The organism is Dactylosporangium sp. NPDC005572 (assembly GCF_040605515.1).
Classification (GTDB): domain Bacteria; phylum Actinomycetota; class Actinomycetes; order Mycobacteriales; family Micromonosporaceae; genus Dactylosporangium.
Genome location: NZ_JBEXCY010000041.1, coordinates 51,298 through 68,952 on the forward strand (window position 1 = coordinate 51,298; position 17,655 = coordinate 68,952).

15 protein-coding genes are annotated in these 17,655 nt (G+C 75.3%); 9 read left to right on the forward strand and 6 right to left on the reverse strand.

The genetic code is table 11. The features are described 5' to 3' along the window. Genes ABZS66_RS21480 through ABZS66_RS21510 form a run of 7 tightly spaced genes read left to right on the forward strand, consistent with a single transcriptional unit; the run spans position 1 to position 6,920 of the window. Positions 1 to 966, forward strand: a complete 966-nt coding sequence (locus ABZS66_RS21480) for a thiamine pyrophosphate-dependent dehydrogenase E1 component subunit alpha (protein ID WP_354760211.1) — start codon at positions 1 to 3, stop codon at positions 964 to 966. Continuing rightward, complete coding sequence (locus ABZS66_RS21485) at positions 966 to 1,934, forward strand: transketolase C-terminal domain-containing protein (RefSeq protein ID WP_354760213.1); 969 nt, start codon at positions 966 to 968, stop codon at positions 1,932 to 1,934. The genes ABZS66_RS21480 and ABZS66_RS21485 overlap by 1 nt, the downstream gene beginning before the upstream one ends. A gap of 22 nt (positions 1,935 to 1,956) precedes the next feature. Continuing rightward, positions 1,957 to 3,585 (forward strand): class I adenylate-forming enzyme family protein, encoded by a 1,629-nt coding sequence (locus ABZS66_RS21490; protein WP_354760215.1) that lies wholly within the window; start codon positions 1,957 to 1,959, stop codon positions 3,583 to 3,585. Further along, positions 3,578 to 4,915, forward strand: coding sequence for a condensation domain-containing protein (locus ABZS66_RS21495; RefSeq protein ID WP_354760217.1), 1,338 nt, complete (start codon positions 3,578 to 3,580; stop codon positions 4,913 to 4,915). The genes ABZS66_RS21490 and ABZS66_RS21495 overlap by 8 nt, the downstream gene beginning before the upstream one ends. Continuing rightward, the gene (locus ABZS66_RS21500) at positions 4,912 to 5,835 is read left to right on the forward strand and encodes a 3-oxoacyl-[acyl-carrier-protein] synthase III C-terminal domain-containing protein (RefSeq protein ID WP_354760219.1); all 924 of its coding nucleotides are present in this window, start codon (positions 4,912 to 4,914) and stop codon (positions 5,833 to 5,835) included. Before ABZS66_RS21495 ends, ABZS66_RS21500 begins: the two co-directional genes overlap by 4 nt. A 21-nt stretch (positions 5,836 to 5,856) precedes the next feature. Then, positions 5,857 to 6,144: a phosphopantetheine-binding protein gene (locus ABZS66_RS21505; RefSeq protein WP_354760221.1), complete on the forward strand. Its 288-nt coding sequence runs from the start codon at positions 5,857 to 5,859 to the stop codon at positions 6,142 to 6,144. Next, positions 6,141 to 6,920, forward strand: a complete 780-nt coding sequence (locus tag ABZS66_RS21510; protein ID WP_354760222.1) for a 2-hydroxy-acid oxidase — start codon at positions 6,141 to 6,143, stop codon at positions 6,918 to 6,920. The genes ABZS66_RS21505 and ABZS66_RS21510 overlap by 4 nt, the downstream gene beginning before the upstream one ends. Here the strand turns inward: ABZS66_RS21510 and ABZS66_RS21515 are convergent. From ABZS66_RS21515 to ABZS66_RS21525, 3 genes are read right to left on the reverse strand one after another with little or no spacing between them, the layout of a single operon-like run. Beyond that, entirely contained in the window at positions 6,884 to 7,525 is a 642-nt protein-coding gene (locus ABZS66_RS21515; RefSeq protein WP_354760224.1) for a 4'-phosphopantetheinyl transferase superfamily protein, read from the reverse strand. The two genes, ABZS66_RS21510 and ABZS66_RS21515, sit on opposite strands and share 37 nt — an antisense overlap. Beyond that, positions 7,522 to 8,793, reverse strand: coding sequence for a PLP-dependent aminotransferase family protein (locus ABZS66_RS21520; RefSeq protein WP_354760226.1), 1,272 nt, complete (start codon positions 8,791 to 8,793; stop codon positions 7,522 to 7,524). Before ABZS66_RS21520 ends, ABZS66_RS21515 begins: the two co-directional genes overlap by 4 nt. Continuing rightward, positions 8,793 to 9,905 carry an alpha-hydroxy acid oxidase gene (locus ABZS66_RS21525; protein ID WP_354760228.1) on the reverse strand — a complete coding sequence of 371 codons (1,113 nt, stop codon included), beginning with the start codon at positions 9,903 to 9,905 and terminating at the stop codon, positions 8,793 to 8,795. Before ABZS66_RS21525 ends, ABZS66_RS21520 begins: the two co-directional genes overlap by 1 nt. A 66-nt stretch (positions 9,906 to 9,971) precedes the next feature. On the opposite strand from ABZS66_RS21525, the gene ABZS66_RS21530 reads away from it, so the two are divergent. Together ABZS66_RS21530 and ABZS66_RS21535 are read left to right on the forward strand one after the other, a co-directional pair. After that, positions 9,972 to 10,661 carry an SGNH/GDSL hydrolase family protein gene (locus ABZS66_RS21530; protein ID WP_354760230.1) on the forward strand — a complete coding sequence of 230 codons (690 nt, stop codon included), beginning with the start codon at positions 9,972 to 9,974 and terminating at the stop codon, positions 10,659 to 10,661. A gap of 57 nt (positions 10,662 to 10,718) precedes the next feature. After that, positions 10,719 to 11,651 carry an alpha/beta hydrolase gene (locus tag ABZS66_RS21535; RefSeq protein WP_354760232.1) on the forward strand — a complete coding sequence of 311 codons (933 nt, stop codon included), beginning with the start codon at positions 10,719 to 10,721 and terminating at the stop codon, positions 11,649 to 11,651. Positions 11,652 to 11,688: 37 nt separating this feature from the next. On the opposite strand, the gene ABZS66_RS21540 is transcribed toward ABZS66_RS21535, so the two are convergent. From ABZS66_RS21540 to ABZS66_RS21550, 3 genes are all read right to left on the reverse strand, one after another. Continuing rightward, the gene (locus tag ABZS66_RS21540; protein WP_354760234.1) at positions 11,689 to 14,544 is read right to left on the reverse strand and encodes a LuxR family transcriptional regulator; all 2,856 of its coding nucleotides are present in this window, start codon (positions 14,542 to 14,544) and stop codon (positions 11,689 to 11,691) included. A gap of 61 nt (positions 14,545 to 14,605) precedes the next feature. After that, on the reverse strand, positions 14,606 to 15,793 hold the full coding sequence (locus tag ABZS66_RS21545) for an NAD(P)/FAD-dependent oxidoreductase (RefSeq protein WP_354760236.1): 1,188 nt from the start codon (positions 15,791 to 15,793) through the stop codon (positions 14,606 to 14,608). Between the two features lie 9 nt (positions 15,794 to 15,802). Further along, positions 15,803 to 17,655: glycoside hydrolase family 16 protein (locus ABZS66_RS21550; protein WP_354760238.1), on the reverse strand; the 1,853-nt coding region annotated here is incomplete at its 5' end.

Consider the following 17,655-nt stretch of genomic DNA (forward strand, 5'->3'; position numbering starts at 1 on the left):
GTGACCGACGCCGCCGGGCTGTACCGGACGGTCCGCCTGATCCGCCGCTTCGAGGAGCGTGCCGTCGAGCTCGTACGCGACGGCACCATCCTCGGCGGCATCCACCCGTACCTCGGGCAGGAGGCGATCGCGGCCGGCACCTGCGCCGCGCTGCGGCCCGACGACGTCATCACGAGCACCCACCGCGGGCACGGCCACGTCCTGGCCAAGGGCGCCGACCCGGCCCGCACCATGGCCGAGCTCACCGGCCGGGCGACCGGCCTGAACCGGGGCCGCGGCGGCTCGATGCACGCCGCCGACGTCTCGCTCGGCATCCTCGGCGCCAACGCGATCGTCGGCGCCGCGCTGCCGATCGCGGCCGGCGCCGCGTGGGCCGCGCGGCGCGCCGGACTGGACCGGGTCGCCGTCACGTACTTCGGCGACGGCGCGGTCAGCCAGGGCGTCGTGCTGGAGACGTTCAACCTGGCCGCGCTGTGGCGGGTGCCGGTGGTGTTCGTGTGCGAGAACAACGGGTTCGCGACGACGACCCGGTTCGCGGACGCGGTCGCCGGCACCGTCACCGGCCGGGCCGCCGCATTCGGCATCCCGGCGTCCACGGTGGACGGTGCCGACCCCGCGGTGGTGCTCGCGGCCACCCGGGAGGCGGTCGCGCGGGCCCGGGCCGGCGACGGCCCATCCCTGATCGAGTGCCAGGTGTACCGCTTCGACGCCCACCACACCTGGGAGCACTCGGCCCGCCCCCGCTACCGCAGTGACGAGGAGGTGGCGGCCGGCATGCGCCGCGACCCGGTCGAGATCCAGGGCGCCCGGATCCCGGCCGGCGACCGGGCCGCGATCGACGCCGGGATCGAGACGATCCTCGACCAGGCGGTGCGGTTCGCCCGCGAGAGCCCGTTCCCCGACGTGGCCGGGGCGCTCGACCACCTCTACGCCGACGGCCTGCGGGCCCGGGCGGGGGTGGCCTGATGCCGAACCTGTCGTACCTCAAGGCGCTCAACCGGGCGCTCGGCACCGAGATGGCCCGCGACCCGGCGGTCTGCGTGTTCGGCGAGGACGTGCGGGTCGGGGTCAGCAACGTGACCACCGGCCTGCTCAAGAAGTTCGGCCCCGAACGGGTCGTCGACACGCCGATCTCCGAGCAGGCGTTCACCAGCTTCGCCACCGGGGCGGCGCTGGCCGGGCTGCGGCCGGTCGTCGAGTTCCAGATCCCGGCCCTGCTGTTCCTGGCCTTCGAGCAGATCGCCAACCAGGCGCACAAGTTCTCGCTCATGACCGGCGGGCAGGTGCGGGTGCCGGTCACGTACCTGCTGCCGAGCTCCGGGTCGCGCGGCGGCTGGGCCGGGCAGCACTCCGACCACCCGTACAGCATCTTCGCCCACGTCGGCGTCAAGACCGCGGTGCCCGCGACCCCGGAGGACGCCTACGGGCTGCTCCTGTCCGCGATCCGCGACGACGACCCGGTGGTGGTCTTCGCCCCGGCCGGTGCCGTGGGCGTGCGGGCCGACCTCGACCTGGCCGCGCTCGACGCCGTGCCGCTCGGCGTGGGCCGGGTGCACCGGGCCGGCGAGGATGTCACCCTGGTAGGCGTCGGGCACCTGGTGCACGACGCGCTCGCCGTCGCCGAGGAGCTGGCCGGCACCGTGTCGGTCGAGGTGTTCGACCCGCGCACGCTGCACCCGTTCGACTGGGCCGGGCTCGGCGCGTCGCTGGAGCGCACCGGCCGGCTCGTGGTCGTCGACGACTCGAACCGCTCCTGCGGCATCGGCGGCGAGATCCTCGCGACCGCCGCCGAGCAGCTGCGGCTCGTCGCCCCGCCGAAGCGGGTGACCCGCCCGGACGGCGCGGTGCTGCCGTTCGCGCGGGACCTGGACCTGGCCCTGCAGCCGACCCGTGAGCAGATCCGCGCGGCCGTCGAGGCCGTCGCGAAGTCCTGACCGACACAGAGGGAGTACATCCATGGCGTCCACGAGCATCCGGGCGGCGCTCGCCGCCGATCCCGGCGTCGGCGCGGGCAACGTCCTGCACAAGCTCATCGAGCACGGCGCGCCGCTCGACGGGCCGGGCATGGCGTTCGACACGCCGGTCGACGGCTTCCCGGCCTGGCAGGGGCTGACCCTGGGCGAGCTGTACCACCGGGCCGCGGCCCGGGCCGCCTGGCTGCACGCGGCCGGCATCCGCCGCCGCGACCCGGTCGCGATCTACGTGACGACGGCGGCCGACTGTTTCCTCAACTGGATGGGCCTGACCTGGCTCGGCGCGATCCCGGCGCTCATGAACCCGAACATCCCGGGCGACATCGCCGCCGAGTACATCCGCAAGCTGCGCGGCGTCGCGCTGCTCGCCGACGCCGCCCACCTGGAGCGGCTGGCCGGGCACGACCTCGGCATCGCGGTCCACGACGTGGCCGAGACCGGCACCGGCGACCCGGCCACCGCGCCGGCCCCGTTCCGCCACCACGCGGACGACCCGATCGCGATCACCCACTCGTCGGGCACCACCCGGATGCCGACCGCGGTCGTGCACTCGCACGCGAGCCTGTTCCACGCGACCCGCCGGATCCGGCTCAGCGGCCCCCGGGCGCAGGGCACCGAGCGCATCCTCAGCGCGCTGCCGGCGCCCCACGCGGCCGGCATCATGACCATCAACCACGCCCTGAGCAACCGCTCCGACCTGCTGTTCCTGTCCCGGCAGGACGACGGCGCGGCGGTGCTCGAAGCGATCGAGCGGTGGAAGCCGACCGGCGTGTTCGGCTTCGCCGTCACCTGGGCCGAGCTGGCCCGCTTCGACTTCGACCAGCACGACCTGGCGTCGGTGTCGCTGTGGTTCAACACCGGCGACTGCGCCCACGAGCCGCACATCCGGCACCTGGTGAACGCCGGCTCCCGCAACGTGGTCACCCGCGACGGTGTCAAGCGGGTCAAGGGCTCGCACTTCGTCGACGGGCTCGGCTCGACCGAGATGGGCCACTCCGCGTTCCACATCACCCACCGGCCCGACACCGAGCGGTACGGCCGGTGCGTCGGCGTCCCGCACGTGTTCGCCGACGTCGCCCTCCTCGACACCGCCACCGGCAAGGAGGTGCCGGTCGGCGCGGTCGGCCACTTCGGCCTCAAGTCGCCGACCCTCGCGCCCGGCTACTGGAACGACCACGTGAACACCTACCGCAACCGGCTCGGCGGCTACTACCTCACCGGCGACCTCATGTTCCGCGACGCCGAGGGCTACTACTACCACGTCGACCGGGCCGTCGACTCGGTCGACCTGGGCGGCGGCAACTGGCTCTACACGGCGATGTCGGAGGAGCAGATCCTGCGGGCGATCCCGGACGTGCGCGACTGCACGGTCGTGGCGGTGACGACGCCGGAGGGCACGGTCGTCGCCGACGTCCTGCTGTCGCTGCACGCCGGCGCCGACCCGTCCCGCGACCACACCGAGGCGGTCCGCGGCGCGCTGAGCCCGGCGGTCGCCGCGACCCTGCGCAAGGTCGTCGTGTTCCCCGACGAGGACATCGTCGTCGGCCCGACCGGCAAGGTGCGCAAGTTCCTCATGCGGCAGCGCCACCTCGCCGAGCTGGCGAATGCCTGACACGGCGACGCCGCCGTTCGCGGACACCGGGATCCGGCCGAGTGCGCGGATCCCGGTGCGGTTCTCGGGCGACGGCGCGGGGACCGGGGAGCTGTCCTGGGGGCAGCGCGAGATCTGGCGGACCATGGTGCGCCAGCGCTCCTGGCTGCCCATCGGCGGCTGGTCGCGGCTCGCCCCGGGCACGACCCTCGACGACGTGGCGGCCGAGCTGCGGTGGGCGATGCGGCGGTACCAGCCGATGCGCACGCGGCTGCGGTACACGCACGACGGGCGGCCGTTGCAGGCGGTCGCCGACCGCGGCACGATCGGGCTCGACGTCTACGACTGCCCCGACGGCGCCGACCCGTCGGCGTTCGTGGTCGCGATCGACGCGCAGGACCGGTCCCGGCCCTACGACGCGGTCGAGGACTGGCCGGTGCGGATGGGCGTGGTGCGCCACCGCGGCGTGCCGACGCACCTGTCGACCGTCATGTGCCACCTGGTCACCGACGGGCTGGGCGGGCGGCTGTTCCTGCGCGAGGCCGCCGACCCCGCCTCGGCGGCGCCGCTGACCGGCACCCAGCCGCTCGATCAGGCCCGCTGGCAGGCGTCGCCGGCCGGGCAGCGGCAGCACGCCGCCGCGCTGCGGCACTGGGGGCGAATCATGCGCCGGCTCCCCCCGCCCGCCGTCTTGTCCACAGTGGATGGCCCACGGTTCCGCCGGGGGGAGTTCCGGTCCACGGCCCTGCCGCTGGCCACCCACGTGGTCTCGGAGCGGACCGGCGCCGACTCGTCGCAGGTGCTCATGACGTTCCTGGCGCTCGCGCTGGCCCAGTCCGGCGGCGACCCGGTCGTGCTGCGGCCGATGGTGAGCAACCGGTTCCGGCGCGGCTTCGAGACGGTCGTCGCGATGGTCGCGCAGCGCGGCATCTGCGCCGCCGACGTGACGGGCGTGCCGTTCGCCGACGCGCTGCGCCGGGTCGGTTCGGCGGCGGTGGGCGCCTACAAGTACGCCTACCTCGACCCCGACGGCGTGACCGCCCTCGCGGCCGAGCTGGCGGTCGACGGCGAGGCCGGGCTGTGGTTCAACGACCGGCGGGTTGCCACGCGGCAGGGCTTCTCCGGCGGGCTGCCGGCCGCGGAGGCGCTGCGGGCGGCGCCCGGCGGCGACTTCCGGTGGACCGTGGCCCAGGACGACCCGTTCGACCCGCTGAGCGTCGACGTCGACGACGCGCCGGGCGGCGCCTGGCTGCTGACGGTCTTCACCGACACGGCCCGGCTCGGCACGGACGGCGCCGAGGCGCTGGTGCGGACGGCCGAGACCCTGGCGATCCGGGAGGCATTGGCATGACTTCGCTGGTGGCCGTGGGGACCCACGTGCCGGAGGGGCGGGTACCGGTCGAGGCGCTCGCGGAGCGGTTCGAGCTGACCCCGATGCAGGTGCGGGTGTTCCGGCGGTACCACAAGATCGGGCAGGCCGCGCACGCGCCCGGGTCGTCGCTGACCGACCTGCTGCGGGCCGCGCTGGCCGACCTGGCGCTGACCGGCGAGCAGGCGGCGCGGGTGCGGTACGTGCTCTACGCGCGCACGTTCCCGGTCGTGGTGCCGTACCCGCACAACCCGCTGCACGACGTGTGCCGCGACGCCGGCCTCGGCCACGCGCAGGCGTTCGCCGTCGGCCAGCAGGCCTGCGCGTCCGGGCTGCTCGCGATCGACCTGGCCGGGCGGCTCCTCGCCGACGACCCCTCGTCCCTGGCGGTCGTGCTCACCGGGGAGAAGGCGTTCACCGGCGAGGCGCAGTTCGTGCCGGAGACGTCGATGTTCGGCGAGGGCGCGGCCGCCTGCCTGGTGTCGGCGTCCGGCGACCGGGACCGGCTGCTGTCCTACGTGGCGCGGCTGCGCGGCGAGTTCGACGGTGCGCTGGAGGAGGTCGCCGGCGAGTTCCAGCGCATCTACCACGACGCGCTCGGCGAGGCCGTCACCGCCGCCGTCGCGAAGGCCGGCCTCGAGCTGGCCGACATCGCGGTGATCCTGCCGCACAACGTCAACGTGGTCGCGTGGCAGCGCACCTGCAAGCGCATCGGCTACCCGCTCGACCGGGTGCTGCTGGAGCACGTCGCCGACTACGGCCACGTGTTCTGCGCCGACGCGTTCGTCAACCACCGCACCGCCGTCGCCCGGGGGCTGCTGCGGCCCGGGGACCGCTACGTGGTCGCCGCCGCCGGGGCCGGCCGGGGCGCCACGTTCGCCGCCATGGTCTTCGAACACTGAGTCCTGGAAGGGGCCTTTCGCATGTCCGACACCGCCACCATCGACCCCGTCCTGCGCGAGCAGGTCGTGGAGACGATCTGCGACCTGCTCCCCCGCGTGCTCAAGCGCGAGGTGGCCGGCGCGTCGGAGACCACCACGCTCATGGACGACCTGGGCATGAGCTCCACCACCGGCCTGGAGCTGGTCCTGGAGCTGGAGGACCGGCTCGAGCGCGAGATCAGCGTCGAGGACCTGGGCCGCGACAACTTCGAGACCGTGGGCACGCTCGCCGACTACGTCGCCGGCAACCTGCTGGCGGAGGACGAATGACGCCGCCGGCCGGCTGGGGTCTGCGCCGGGCGGTCGCGCGCCGGTTCCCGGCGCCGGCCGCGGTGGCCGCCGACCCGGCGCACGCCGGCCGCCTGGCGACCTACCTGACCGACCTGCTCTCCCCGTACGGCCTGGCCCTCGGCACCGCCACCGTCGCCGGCCAGTCGTACGGGGAGATGGCGGTCGCGCTGCTGGCCGACCTCGGGGACGACGCGCTCGCCGACGCGCTGGTGCTCGCGTACGACATCCCGGACGTCGAGCCGGGCCGGGCCACCGCGACCTACCTGAGCCACGTCTGCCCGGGCGACCCGATGGCGTTCGCCGTCTCCGACCAGGGCCGCGCGGGCGCCTACACGGGCCTGCGCCTGCTCCGCGGCCACGCCCGGGCGGTGCTGCTCGTGGTGGAGCAGGCCGAGCTGCCGTACGACCCCGGCGTGCCCGTGCTCCGCCCGGCGACGCACACCGGGGTCGCACTGACGCTCGGCGCGTCCACTGTGGATGGTGTGGAGACGGTCCTGCGGCCCGGCGCGGCACCCGGTGACGTGCTGGCCGAGCTCGACCGGCTCGCCCCGGCCACGGTGATCCTCGGCGGCGGGCTGTCCGATGTGGACGTCCAGGCGGAGAAGGTCCTGCACGCCGACCCGGACCAGCCGATGACCGGGGTCTGGTCGACCCTCGCCGAGGTGTGGTCGCCCGATGCGGGCCGGATCGCGGTCGCCGACTACGACCCGTTCCTGCGCTACCTGTGCGTGAGCGTGTTCGGGGCCGCGACCTGAAACGGCGACTGACCGGCGAGAGCGACGGCCGCGCGGAAGCCGGGCGGCGCGGCGACGTCGGCGAGCGTATACCGGCGGCCGTCGTGCTCGACCACCGGCGGCGGGTCACCCGCGACCGGTAGGCTCAGGCCCCGGGTCAGCCGGTCCCCCGCCGCCTTCACGACCGCCTCCTTGCGGGCCCACAGCTCGGCGAACCGCTCCGGCCCGTCCCGGGCCACGAGCGACGCCTCGCCGGGCGGGAAGAACCGGGTCGCCATCGCGGCCACGTCGAGCGTGGGCAGCACCTGCTGGAGGTCGACGCCGACGGCCCGCGCCGCGGTGAGCGCGACCAGGATCAGGTCTCCCGAGTGCGAGAGGTTGACCCGCACCGCGCCGCCGTCCAGCTCCGGCTTGCCGTTGGGCCCCCTGGTCCAGCGCACCTCGGCGGGATCGACGCCGAGGCGGACGGCGACGATCCGGCGGACGGCGGCGTGCGCGACCGCGAAGCGGTGCCGGTCGACCGGGTGCTGCATGCTCTCGTACCGCCGCAGCTCCGCCTCGTCCAGCAGCTCCAGGTCGGTCGCGGTCGTCGCCGCGTCGACCAGGTGGAGCTCGACCGTCGTCATCCGCGCAGCAGGGCGCCCAGGCGGCGGACGCCCTCCTCGATCTGGGACGGCTCCAGGGCGCTGCACGACAGCCGGATCGCGTGGGTGCCGGCCCCGCCGACGTAGAAGAAGCGCATCGGGGTCCACAGCACGCCGTACTCGCGGGCGGAGACCTCCAGCAGGTCCTCGCTCGCGTCGACCGGCACGTCGACGACGACGAAGAAGCCGCCGCTGGGGCTGTTCCAGCGGATCGGGCCGCCGGCGAACTCCCGCTCCAGCGCGGCCAGGAGGGTGCGCAGGTTCTGCCGGTAGAAGGCGATCTTCGCCTGGTTGGCGGCGCGCAGGCTGAAGCCGCTGTCGATGAGCATGCCGCCGACGACGGCCTGCGAGAGGGCCGAGGTATTGACGGTGAGCATGCTCTTGACCGTCGACAGCTCCTCGGCGAGCAGGGTGCGCCGGCCGGCGGCGTCGACCACGGGCTGGTCGGCGACGAGGAACCCGACGCGGGCGCCCGGGAAGTACGACTTGGCGAAGGAGCCCAGGTAGATAACGCGCTGGTCGGCGTCGAGCGACTTGAGCGTGGGGCGCGGCTCGTCGTCGAGGCCGAACAGGCCGTAGGGGTCGTCCTCCAGGATCAGCAGGCCGGCATCGGCGGCGACGTCGAGCAGCGCCCGGCGGGTCGCGACCGGCAGCGAGACGCCGGACGGGTTGGCGAAGTTGGGCACCAGGTAGAGCGCCTTGGGCTCGCGACCGCTCGCCCGGGTCTGCGCGGCGACCTCGCGGACCGTCTCCGGGCGCAGCCCGTCGGCCGACTCGGGCACCGGCACGACCTCGATGCCGAGGATGCGCGCCGCCCCGGTCAGCCCGACGTAGCACGGCTCGGCGGCGAGCACCACGTCGCCGGGGCGCGCGCACAGGCCGCGCAGCACGACGACCATCGCCTCCTGGCAGCCGGCCGTGACCATCACGGCGGCCGCCGGCACCTGGATGTTCTCGTCGACGTCGAGCATGCGGGCGATGAGGTCACCGACGTGGCCGTTGGTCCGCCCGTACTGGGTCAGCAGCTGCCGGCTGCGGGCCGGGCCGAGGCCCCGCTCGCGCAGGTGCGTGAGGTACGCCTGGAGATGCTTGTCGATGTCGGAGACCGCGTGGAACTCGTCGAACGGCCGGCCCGCCGCCAGGGAGATCGCGTCGGGGAACCGGCCGGCGACCTCGTTGAGGAAGTTCATCGACGCCGACACCGGGTCGACGACCGACACGTGCAGAGAATCCCGGGCCAGCTCCACCATCAGGCGCCTCCTGCGATCGTCGACATCCGCACGACGGAGCGGTCGAGGGCGCCCAGCGCCGGGCGGCCGGCCAGCGCCATCGCGTGCGCCAGCTCCTCGGTCGTCGTGCGCAGCAGCCCGGCCACGCCGTCGGCGCCGCCGGCCGCCAGCCCCCACAGTGGCGGGCGGCCGAGCAGCACCATGCGGGCGCCCAGGGCCAGCGCGGCGAGGGCGTCGACGCCCCGCCGGACCCCGCCGTCGAACAGCACCGGGCAGCCGCCGGCCGCGTCCACCACCTCGGCGAGCACGTCGAGGCCGGCCACGGCGCCGTCGAGCTGGCGGCCGCCGTGGTTGGAGACCACGATGGCGTCGGCGCCGTGGTGCACCGCGAGCCGCGCGTCCTCGGCGGTGAGGATGCCTTTGAGCACCAGCGGCAGCCGGGTCCGGCCGCGCAGCCAGGCGAGGTCCGCCCAGGTGACGCTTGCGTCGAACTGCTGGGCGGTGTGCCGGACCAGGGCCGAGCTGCCGGCGTCGCGCTCGTGCGCGGAGGCCATCACGCCGGGGTCGATGTTGACCGCCGCGACGTCGCCGCCGATGGCGAACCCGTTGCGCATGTCGCGCCACCGCCGCCCCATCCGCGGGACGTCCACGGTGAGCATCACGGCGCCGTACCCGCACCGCTCGGCCCGGCCGATCAGCGCCTCCATGACGTCGCGCCGCCGCAGCCAGTACAACTGGATCCAAAGCTCCGAAGAGGACGCCTCGGCGATCTCCTCCAGCGTCCGGCTGGCGAACATGCCGACCACGAACAGCGCGCCGGCGGCTCCCGCGCCCCGCGCCGTGGCCACCTCGCCCTCGACGTCGACCAGGCGGTGGTAGGCGGTCGGCGCGATCCCGATCGGTGTGGCGTAGCGCGTGCCGAGCAGCTCCACCGATGTGTCCACCTCGGACACCCCGGCCAGCATCCGCGGCCGCAGCCGCACCCGGTCGAACGCCTCGAGGTTGGCCGCGACGGTGCGCTCGGCCTCGGCGCCGCCCTCGATGAAGTCCCACACGTCGGGATCGACGAGGTCACGGGCGAGCTGCTGATAATCCGTTGCGGTGAACGGCTGTCCGGTCCGAGTTTGTGTCACCGCAGCCGCCCCATAGGCGTTAGCCTATCGGTACCCCGCGACGAACACATGAGCCGAAAGGCTTACATGGCACCGGAATATGCGCACACACTGGAGTCACTCGACCCGCACTGCCTTCGTGACGGCGAGGCCGCGCGCCTGCTCGCCCGGCACCGCTGGCGGCGCTTCGCGGTCCTCGGCGACAGCGTGGCCGAGGGGCTGACCGACCCGGTGGACGGGTATCACCCGCTGGCGTTCCCCGACCGGGTGCGGGCCGAGCTGGCGGCCGTGCGGCCCGAGCTGGCCTACCTGAACCTCGGGCGGCGCAACCTGCGGGTGGCCGAGGTGCACGCTACGCAACTTTCAGCCGCGCTGGCGTTCGCGCCGGACCTGGCGATGGTGATCTGCGGCGCGAACGACGCGATGCGCCCCGGCTACGAGGCCCGCGCCGACGCGGTCGACGCCGGCCTGACCGCGATCGTCCGCCCGTTGCAGCGGGCCGGCGCGGAGGTCGTCACGGTGTCGCTGTTCGTGATGCCGGTCTATCCGTCGCTGCCGTCGTGGCTGGGTCCCTCCTTCTCCCGCCGCATGGCGCTGCTCGGCCGGCGGCTCTCGGCGCTGGCGTTGGAGCTCGGCACGATCCACGTGGATCTGGCCAACCATCCGGCGATCGGCGACGATGACGTCCTGACCGGTTCCGACGGTCTGCACGGCAACGGTCGCAGCCACGCCATCGCGGCGGCGGAGGTGGTCCGTCGCCTGGCCCGAGCTACCTGACCGACCTGGTCGGGGCCTGCCGGCTCCGGACCCGGCCGGAAGGCTGAAGGAGGACGCATGCCACTCGACCCGCAGCTGCAGGCGATTCGCGACCAGAAGGAGCGCGACGGGGTCGCGCCGCTGTACACGATGTCGCTGGCCGAGGCGCGGGCCGCGGACCTGGCGTCGATCCGGGCCTCGGGCGGCGCCCCGGAGCCGGTCCACGCCGTCTCCGAGCATGTCGTGCCGGGCCCGGCCGGCTCGATTCCGCTGCGCGTGTACCGACCGGCTGGTGACCGTCTCCCGGTATTGATGTACTTCTACGGCGGCGGCTGGGTGCTCGGCGCGATCGACACGGCCGACGGGGTGGCCCGCCATCTGGCCAACGCCGCCGGCTGCATCGTGGCCGTGCCCGGCTACCGCCTGGCGCCGGAGCACCCGTTCCCGGCCGCGATCGAGGACTGCTGGGCGGCGACCGAGTGGGTGCACGACAACGCGGCGGCGCTGGGCGCCGACCCGGCGCGGATCGCGGTCGGCGGCGACAGCGCGGGCGGCAACCTGGCCGCGGCCCTGACGCTGATGGCGCAGGAGTCGGGCGACCTGGTCCTGGCCGGCCAGCTGCTGATCTACCCGAACACCGACCAGGCCGCCGAGGACGACTCGATGCGGGAGAACGACGATCGGTACATGTTCAACCATCATTCGGTGGCTTGGTACCGTTCGCACTATCTGACCGACCCGGACGACGCGTTCAACCCGCTCGCGTCCCCGCTGCGCGCGGAGACGCTGCGCGGCCTGCCGCCGGCGTTGGTGATCACGGCCGAGTACGACCCGCTGCGCGACCAGGGCGAACGCTACGCCCGCCGGCTGGCCGAGTCGGGCGTGCCGGTGGCCGTGACCCGGTACGAAGGCATGGCCCACGGCTTCTTCACGATGGCGGGGACGCTGGACGCGGCCCGCCTGGCCCAGGCCCAGGCGGCGAAGCAGCTGCGGAGCTTCTTCGGCACCTGACCCGGGCCGGGCGCTGCAATGGGCGTGCCCCGCACCCTCAGCGGCCCGGGGTCGCATCGGTGAAGTCGCCGGTGCGGCAGATCTTCGCCAGCTCCGTGCGGGAGCGGACGCCCAGGCGGACGAAGATGTTGCGCAGGTGGTGGTCGACCGTGCGGGGGCTCAGGTAGAGGGCCGCGGCCACCTCGCGGTTCGTCGCGCCGTCGGCGACCAGGCCGGCGATGCGCCGCTGCTGCGCGGTGAGCACCGCGTCGGCGCGGGCCGGCGGGCCCTTCGCGACCGGCGAACCCGCGGCCCGCAGCTCGGCTCCCGCCCGCTCGACCCACGGCGCCGCGCCGAACTGCTCGAACGTCTCCAGCGCCCGCTCCAGGTGCTGGCGCGCCGCGGCGGGGCGGCGGCCGCGCCGCAGCCACTGGCCGAACAGCAGCTCGGTGCGCGCGCGGGCGAAGTCGCTGTCACCGAGGACGTGCAGCCGCAGCGCCTCGGCGTAGTGGGCCTCGGCCTCGCCGGGCGGGGCCAGCAGCGCCCGGCAGCGGGCGGCCAGCGCGAGCCACGTCGGGTTCGCCGTGCACGCGGTCCACACCTCGAACACCCGCAGCGCGTGCGCGGCGAGCTCCGGGCGGCCGACACCGGCGGCGGCCTCGACCAGCGTCGGTACCCCGGCCGCCTGCACCACCAGGCTGCCCCGCCCCACCTCGGTCCGGGCCAGCCGGGTGAGCGCCGCCTGGTGCCGCCCGTCGGCGACGTCGAGCAGGCTCAGCGCCCACGCGCCGAGCGCCCACGACGGGCTGTCGACGTCGACGCCGGAGCGGGCCCGGGAGGCGTGCACCCGCGCGACGCACCCGGCCCGGTCGCCGACCATGGCGGCCAGCACGGCCAGCAGGCCGAGGTGGTTGTCGGCGAGGTTGTCCTGCCCGGTGGTCCGCGCCAGCCGCAGCCCTTCGAGCCCGGTCGACACCGCGGCCTCGAACCCCCCGAGCGCCAGGTCGGCGGAGGCCGCGATCTCCAGGGCCTGCGGGACGGTCGCCAGCTCCCCGGCGTCGCGGGCGAGCCCGGCCGCCCGGTGCGCCAGCCGGTGCGCCTGCGCGTCGTCCCCGATGAACAGCCCCGCCACGGCCGCCCGCAGCAGCACCGCGGGATCACGCATCCGCCCGGCCAATGTGAGAACCTTTCGCAGCGGTGGTACCGCCGCCGCCGGGTTGCCCCCGAACATCGCCGACAGGCCGTCGAAGTGCCGGCTCAGCAGCTCGGCGACGCAGGGCTCATGGTGCGGCGCGACCCTTCGCAGCACACCCGCGAACCGCGCCCCGGCCCCGGACGCGCACAGCACCTCGGCCGCGAGCATGACGGTCCCGGGCGCGACGGCCGCGTCGGTGCACTCGGCCGAGGTGCGGATCATCTGGTACGCGTCGGCGACCACGCCGGCCCGCAGCTCGATCTCGGCGAGCAGGAACTCCCGCTCCGCCGACACCACAACCTGCGCCGCGCCCGATGACGGGCCCGGTGGCGATTGAGCGACGCCGTCGGTCGTCGGCTGGCCCGCGGGGGTTGGCATCGGCGCGGTGGCCGGGAGGCCCGCTGGTCCCGGTCGTAGGAGCAGGCGGGCCCGGTGCGGGAAGCCGGCCCGCCACGCGTGCCCGGCGGCGGCGACGCGGTGGCGGGCGGCGTCCACCGGGTCCGCGGCCAGTTCGGCGGCCCGCCGCAGCGCGCGGGCGGCGAGGGCGTGCTCGGGCGGCGCGGCGGCGGCCAGTTCCATCGCCAGCTTTCCGTCCGGGCCGTCGGCGAGGGCGGCCCGGTGCAGGGTCTCGCGCAGTACCGTCTCGGCGTCCCAGGCCTCCCACGCGGGCGACGCGAACGTCAGCGTGCGGTGGGCGGACCGGCGCTCGGCGAGCGTGGCGTCCGCGTAGACGACGGCGCCGAACAGGGGGCGTGGGAACCGTACGGCGCCGGCGTCCACCCGCACCAGGCCGGCCCGCTCGGCCGGCTCCAGCGCGTCCACCGTGAGGCCCGACGCCTCCACCGCGGCCACGCAGCGGGTGACCGGCACCGGGCGCTCCGGCAGTACGAACTCGTCCGCGGCGATCAGCAGCAGCGCGGACCGGGTCGGGTGCGGTAGCGCGGCCAGGGCGCGGCGGTGGCTGACCCGCAGCGGGCTGTCGGCCGGCAGCTCCATCGGCGGCTCGGCCTCACCGCGGCGCTGCGGGGCGGTGAGCGCGCCGGCCAGGGCGACCAGCGCGGCCGGGTTGCCGCGGGCCGCCTCGACGAGTACGCCGGCGACGTCACCCTGCAGCCCGTCGGGCACCAGGTCACGCAGGAGGCGCTGGGCGGTGGCGGTGTCGAGCGGTTCGAGGGGCACCTGCTCGACGTCGTCCAGCACGGGGTCGTCGCCGGGGTCGCCGGCGAGGAGCAGCGCGATCGGGTCGTCGCCGATCCGCCGTGCCGCGTAGGCAAGGGCTGCCAGCGAGGGCCGGTCCAACCATTGCACGTCGTCGATACAGCACACGAGCGGCCCGTCGGCGGCCCGCCGGCGCAGCTCGGCGAGGACGGACGGCCCGTCGGAGCCAGCCGTCGACGACCCGGCGGAAACGAGCATCGATGGCCAGGCGAAGGCGGGTGTCGATCGCCCGGCAGAGGCAGGCGCCGATGGCCCCGGCGGCGAGGTGGGCGGGAACAGGCGGTGTACGGCGGCGCCGGGCAGCGTGGTCTCGGCGGGGCAGCCGGTCACCGTCAGGCGGGTGGTGCCCGGCATCGTGGCGGCGGCCAGCAGCGCCGAGCGGCCCGAGCCGGGCGGGCCGGTCAGCGCCAGGGCGCCGCCGTGGCCGTCGGCGGCGGCCCTGAGCAGCGCGCGGACCAGGGCGAGCTCGCGGTCGCGGCCGCGAAGCGAATGTTTCGGCACTCTCGATGCAGAAACCATGCCCCAGTGTTACGCGCAAGTAACACGAAAGGGAAGTACCCGATCAGGATGCGCCCGACATGATGCGCCCGATGTTGGCCGGCGAGAGGTACTCCGGCACCGGCGTGCTGCCCTGCATCATGCCGAAGAACCGCGTCGTCTCGGCCGGCGACGCGGCCACCGCGGCCAGCAGCGCGGCCATCTCGGGCGCCGGGGGCTCCATCGACGCGAGCTGGCAGGTCAGGCCCAGCGCCGGGCGGAACCGCTCGTCGCGCGCCCGGGCGTAGCCGGCGACCGCCCCGTCGAGATCACCGCCGGCGAGTCCGTCGTGCACCGCCGCGGCCAGCATCGACGCGCAGGTGAACGCATCCGTGATGCCCGACGCCGTGCACGGGTCCTTGTGGTACCCGGCGTCGCCGACCAGCGCCCAGCCGGGGCCCGCCGACTCGCGGAAGAAGTTCGGCACGTCGGCCGTGCCGCGGATGCGCTCGGCCCGCTCGCCCGCCGCGACCCGGGCGGCCAACTCCGGCACCCGGTCGATCGCCGCGCGGTAGCTGCCCTCCACGTCCAGGCGGAAGTCGTGGAACTGCGCGATCGGGCAGGCGACGAACACGCAGGCGAGATCGTCGTTGGTGGGGAACACGACCACGGCCCGGTCGCCGAGCTGGTAGATCTCCGCGCCGGGGCCGGACACGCCCCGGTAGTACGCGTAGTAGCCCGCGGTCAGCGCCGGCGTCGCGTCGTAGGTGCCGGCGCCCACCTCGCGGGCCACTGTCGAGTGCAGCCCGTCGGCGCCGATCACGATCCGCGCGCCGAGCTCCTCTCCCTCGCCGCGCACGCCGGTGACCCGCCCGTCCGCGTCACGCAGCAGCCCGTCGACGGTGAAGTGTTCGCGAACTGAAGCTCCCGCGGCGCGGGCGGCGTCCACGAGGATCTTGTCCAGAACAATGCGGCGGATGCAGTACGGCTGGGAAGCCCCGTCGACCGGCGGAGGCGGGCCGTCGATGACGAAGGCGCCGAAGTCCATCGTGAACCGCTCGTGCGGCGGTGCGCCGGTCGCCACCACCGCGTCGTACAGGCCCCACCGCCTGAGGTAGGCCATCCCGGGCACGTGGATCAGGTGCGTCGACAGCGCGTCGCTGGGGAAGCCGGCGCGGTCGAGCAGGAGCACGCGCCGGCCCTGGCGGGCGAGCAGCATGGCCGTGGGCGAACCGGCGCAGCGCGCACCGACGACGATGGCATCGAAGGTCACCTTTGTACCCTAACGCCACCAATGCACGGCGTCGACCAACATCGTCTGCGGGAACACCGTGGCCGGCGGCGGGTTGCCCGGCCAGCGGCCGCCGACGGCCAGGTTGAGCAGCAGGAACGCCGGCGCCTCGAACACCCAGCGCTCCTTCGCGCCGAGGTCCTCCGGCCGCAGCACGCCCTGGACCACCCCGTCGACGCTCCACTGGAGCACGCCCGGCCACCATTCCAGCCCGTACCGATGGAAGCCCTTGGCCGGACCGCCCGACGGATGCGCGATCCACGTGCGTTCCCAGCCGCGGATCGTTCCGTCCGGCCCGTGGACCGCGCCGTGCACGATGCCGGGCTCGGCGTCGCCCAGCGATTCCATGATGTCGATCTCGCCCGCCTGCGGCCAGCCGGCGCGGTCCACGTCGGCGCCGAGCATCCAGAACGCGGGCAGCAGCCCGGCCCCGGACGGCACGCGCAGCTCGGCCTCGACCCGCCCGTACCGCGCCTCGAAGACGCTGCGCATCCGGGCCGAGGTGTAGCCGGTGCCGTCCTGCCGGGCGACGATCGCGAGCTGCCCGTCGCCGGTGCGGCCGCCGTTGTCCGGCCGGTCGGTGTAGTTCTGCAGCTCGCCGTTGCCCCAGCCGGTGGCGCCGGTCTGGAACTGCCAGCGCTTCGGGTCGGGGCGCCCGGCCGGGCCCGCGAAGTCGTCGGTGAACTCCTCGTGGAGCGGCTCGGTGGAGGTACGGGCGAAGATCGCACTGATCGCGGAGACGCCGCCGACGCCCTTGGCGGCCTCGACCGCGACGGCGACCGTGGAGCCCTCGGTGCTGGCGAGCACGACCGCGTGGCGGGCCCGCGCGTCGGTCGCGCCCGCGAGGCGCAGGCGGGGCGCGGTGCCGTCCGCGAGCCGGACGGTGACCTCGGCATCGGGCGAACCCTTGGCGGCGGTCGCGGCGAACGAGAGGACCACGGCATAGGTGCCCGGCGACGGTACCGGGAGTGTCCAGGTGGGCGTCCCCGTCCGCGTCCACCGGTAGGGCACCGCGACCCGGCCCCCGGCGACGCCCGCGCGCACGCTCCCGCCCGCGGCGACGGCCGCGTCGGGCTCCCACACCCGGCCGCCCGCGTCGACGAACCGCTTCGGCCCGGCGGTCCACCGCGCCGTCCACCCGAGCCCCTCGGCGGAGGTCGCCACGGCGGCGGGCCCGATCGCGGTGATCAGCCGAGCGGCGCTGGCGGGCGCCTCGGGCAGCTGCGCGGCCGCGACGGCCGCCACGGCGACGACAGCCGCGAGCACGGCACCGACGGCGACCGCGCCTCGGGGAAGCCTGCGGCGGGTGCCGGTGATCCGGGGTCCGGCCCGGCGCCCGGTGTCCGCGTCCTCCGCTACCCACCGCGTCGCGTGCGCGGCCCCGGGGCCGGCGTCGATGCCTTCGGACGGGCCATCCCCCGCGGCCCGCGCGGCATGGCGCCCGATGTCCGCGGCTTCGGGTCGGGCGTCCTCCGCGACCCACCGGGTCGCGTGCGCGGCCCCGCGGCCGGCGCCCGTGCCTTCGGACGGGGCATCCCCCGCGGCCCGCGCGGCCCGGCCAACGGTGTCCGCGTCGTCCGCGGCCCGCCGCGTCGCGTGCGCGGCACGGCGGCCGGCGTCCGTGGCCCATTGCCTCGCCTGTGCGGCCCGCGGCCCGGCCCGGCGGGCGGCTCGGCGGCCGGCGTCGGCGGCCCGACGGCCGGCCTGCGCGGCTTCCTGTGCGGCCCTCCGGCCGGCCTGCGCGGCCCGGGGCGCGCCCTCCTCGACGGCCCACTGCCTGGCCTGCGCCGCCCGGGGCCGGGCCCAGCGCGCGGCCCGGCGGCCGGCTTCCGCGGCCCAGGCTC

Excerpts from the sequence above, each read along its gene's own strand:
- ABZS66_RS21485 (WP_354760213.1), top strand. The coding sequence starts at position 966 with ATGCCGAACCTGTCGTACCTCAAGGCGCTCAACCGGGCGCTCGGCACC.
- ABZS66_RS21490 (WP_354760215.1), top strand. The coding sequence starts at position 1,957 with ATGGCGTCCACGAGCATCCGGGCGGCGCTCGCCGCCGATCCCGGCGTC.
- ABZS66_RS21495 (WP_354760217.1), top strand. The coding sequence starts at position 3,578 with ATGCCTGACACGGCGACGCCGCCGTTCGCGGACACCGGGATCCGGCCG.
- ABZS66_RS21500 (WP_354760219.1), top strand. The coding sequence starts at position 4,912 with ATGACTTCGCTGGTGGCCGTGGGGACCCACGTGCCGGAGGGGCGGGTA.
- ABZS66_RS21505 (WP_354760221.1), top strand. The coding sequence starts at position 5,857 with ATGTCCGACACCGCCACCATCGACCCCGTCCTGCGCGAGCAGGTCGTG.
- ABZS66_RS21510 (WP_354760222.1), top strand. The coding sequence starts at position 6,141 with ATGACGCCGCCGGCCGGCTGGGGTCTGCGCCGGGCGGTCGCGCGCCGG.
- ABZS66_RS21515 (WP_354760224.1), bottom strand. The coding sequence starts at position 7,525 with ATGACGACGGTCGAGCTCCACCTGGTCGACGCGGCGACGACCGCGACC.
- ABZS66_RS21520 (WP_354760226.1), bottom strand. The coding sequence starts at position 8,793 with ATGGTGGAGCTGGCCCGGGATTCTCTGCACGTGTCGGTCGTCGACCCG.
- ABZS66_RS21530 (WP_354760230.1), top strand. The coding sequence starts at position 9,972 with ATGGCACCGGAATATGCGCACACACTGGAGTCACTCGACCCGCACTGC.
- ABZS66_RS21535 (WP_354760232.1), top strand. The coding sequence starts at position 10,719 with ATGCCACTCGACCCGCAGCTGCAGGCGATTCGCGACCAGAAGGAGCGC.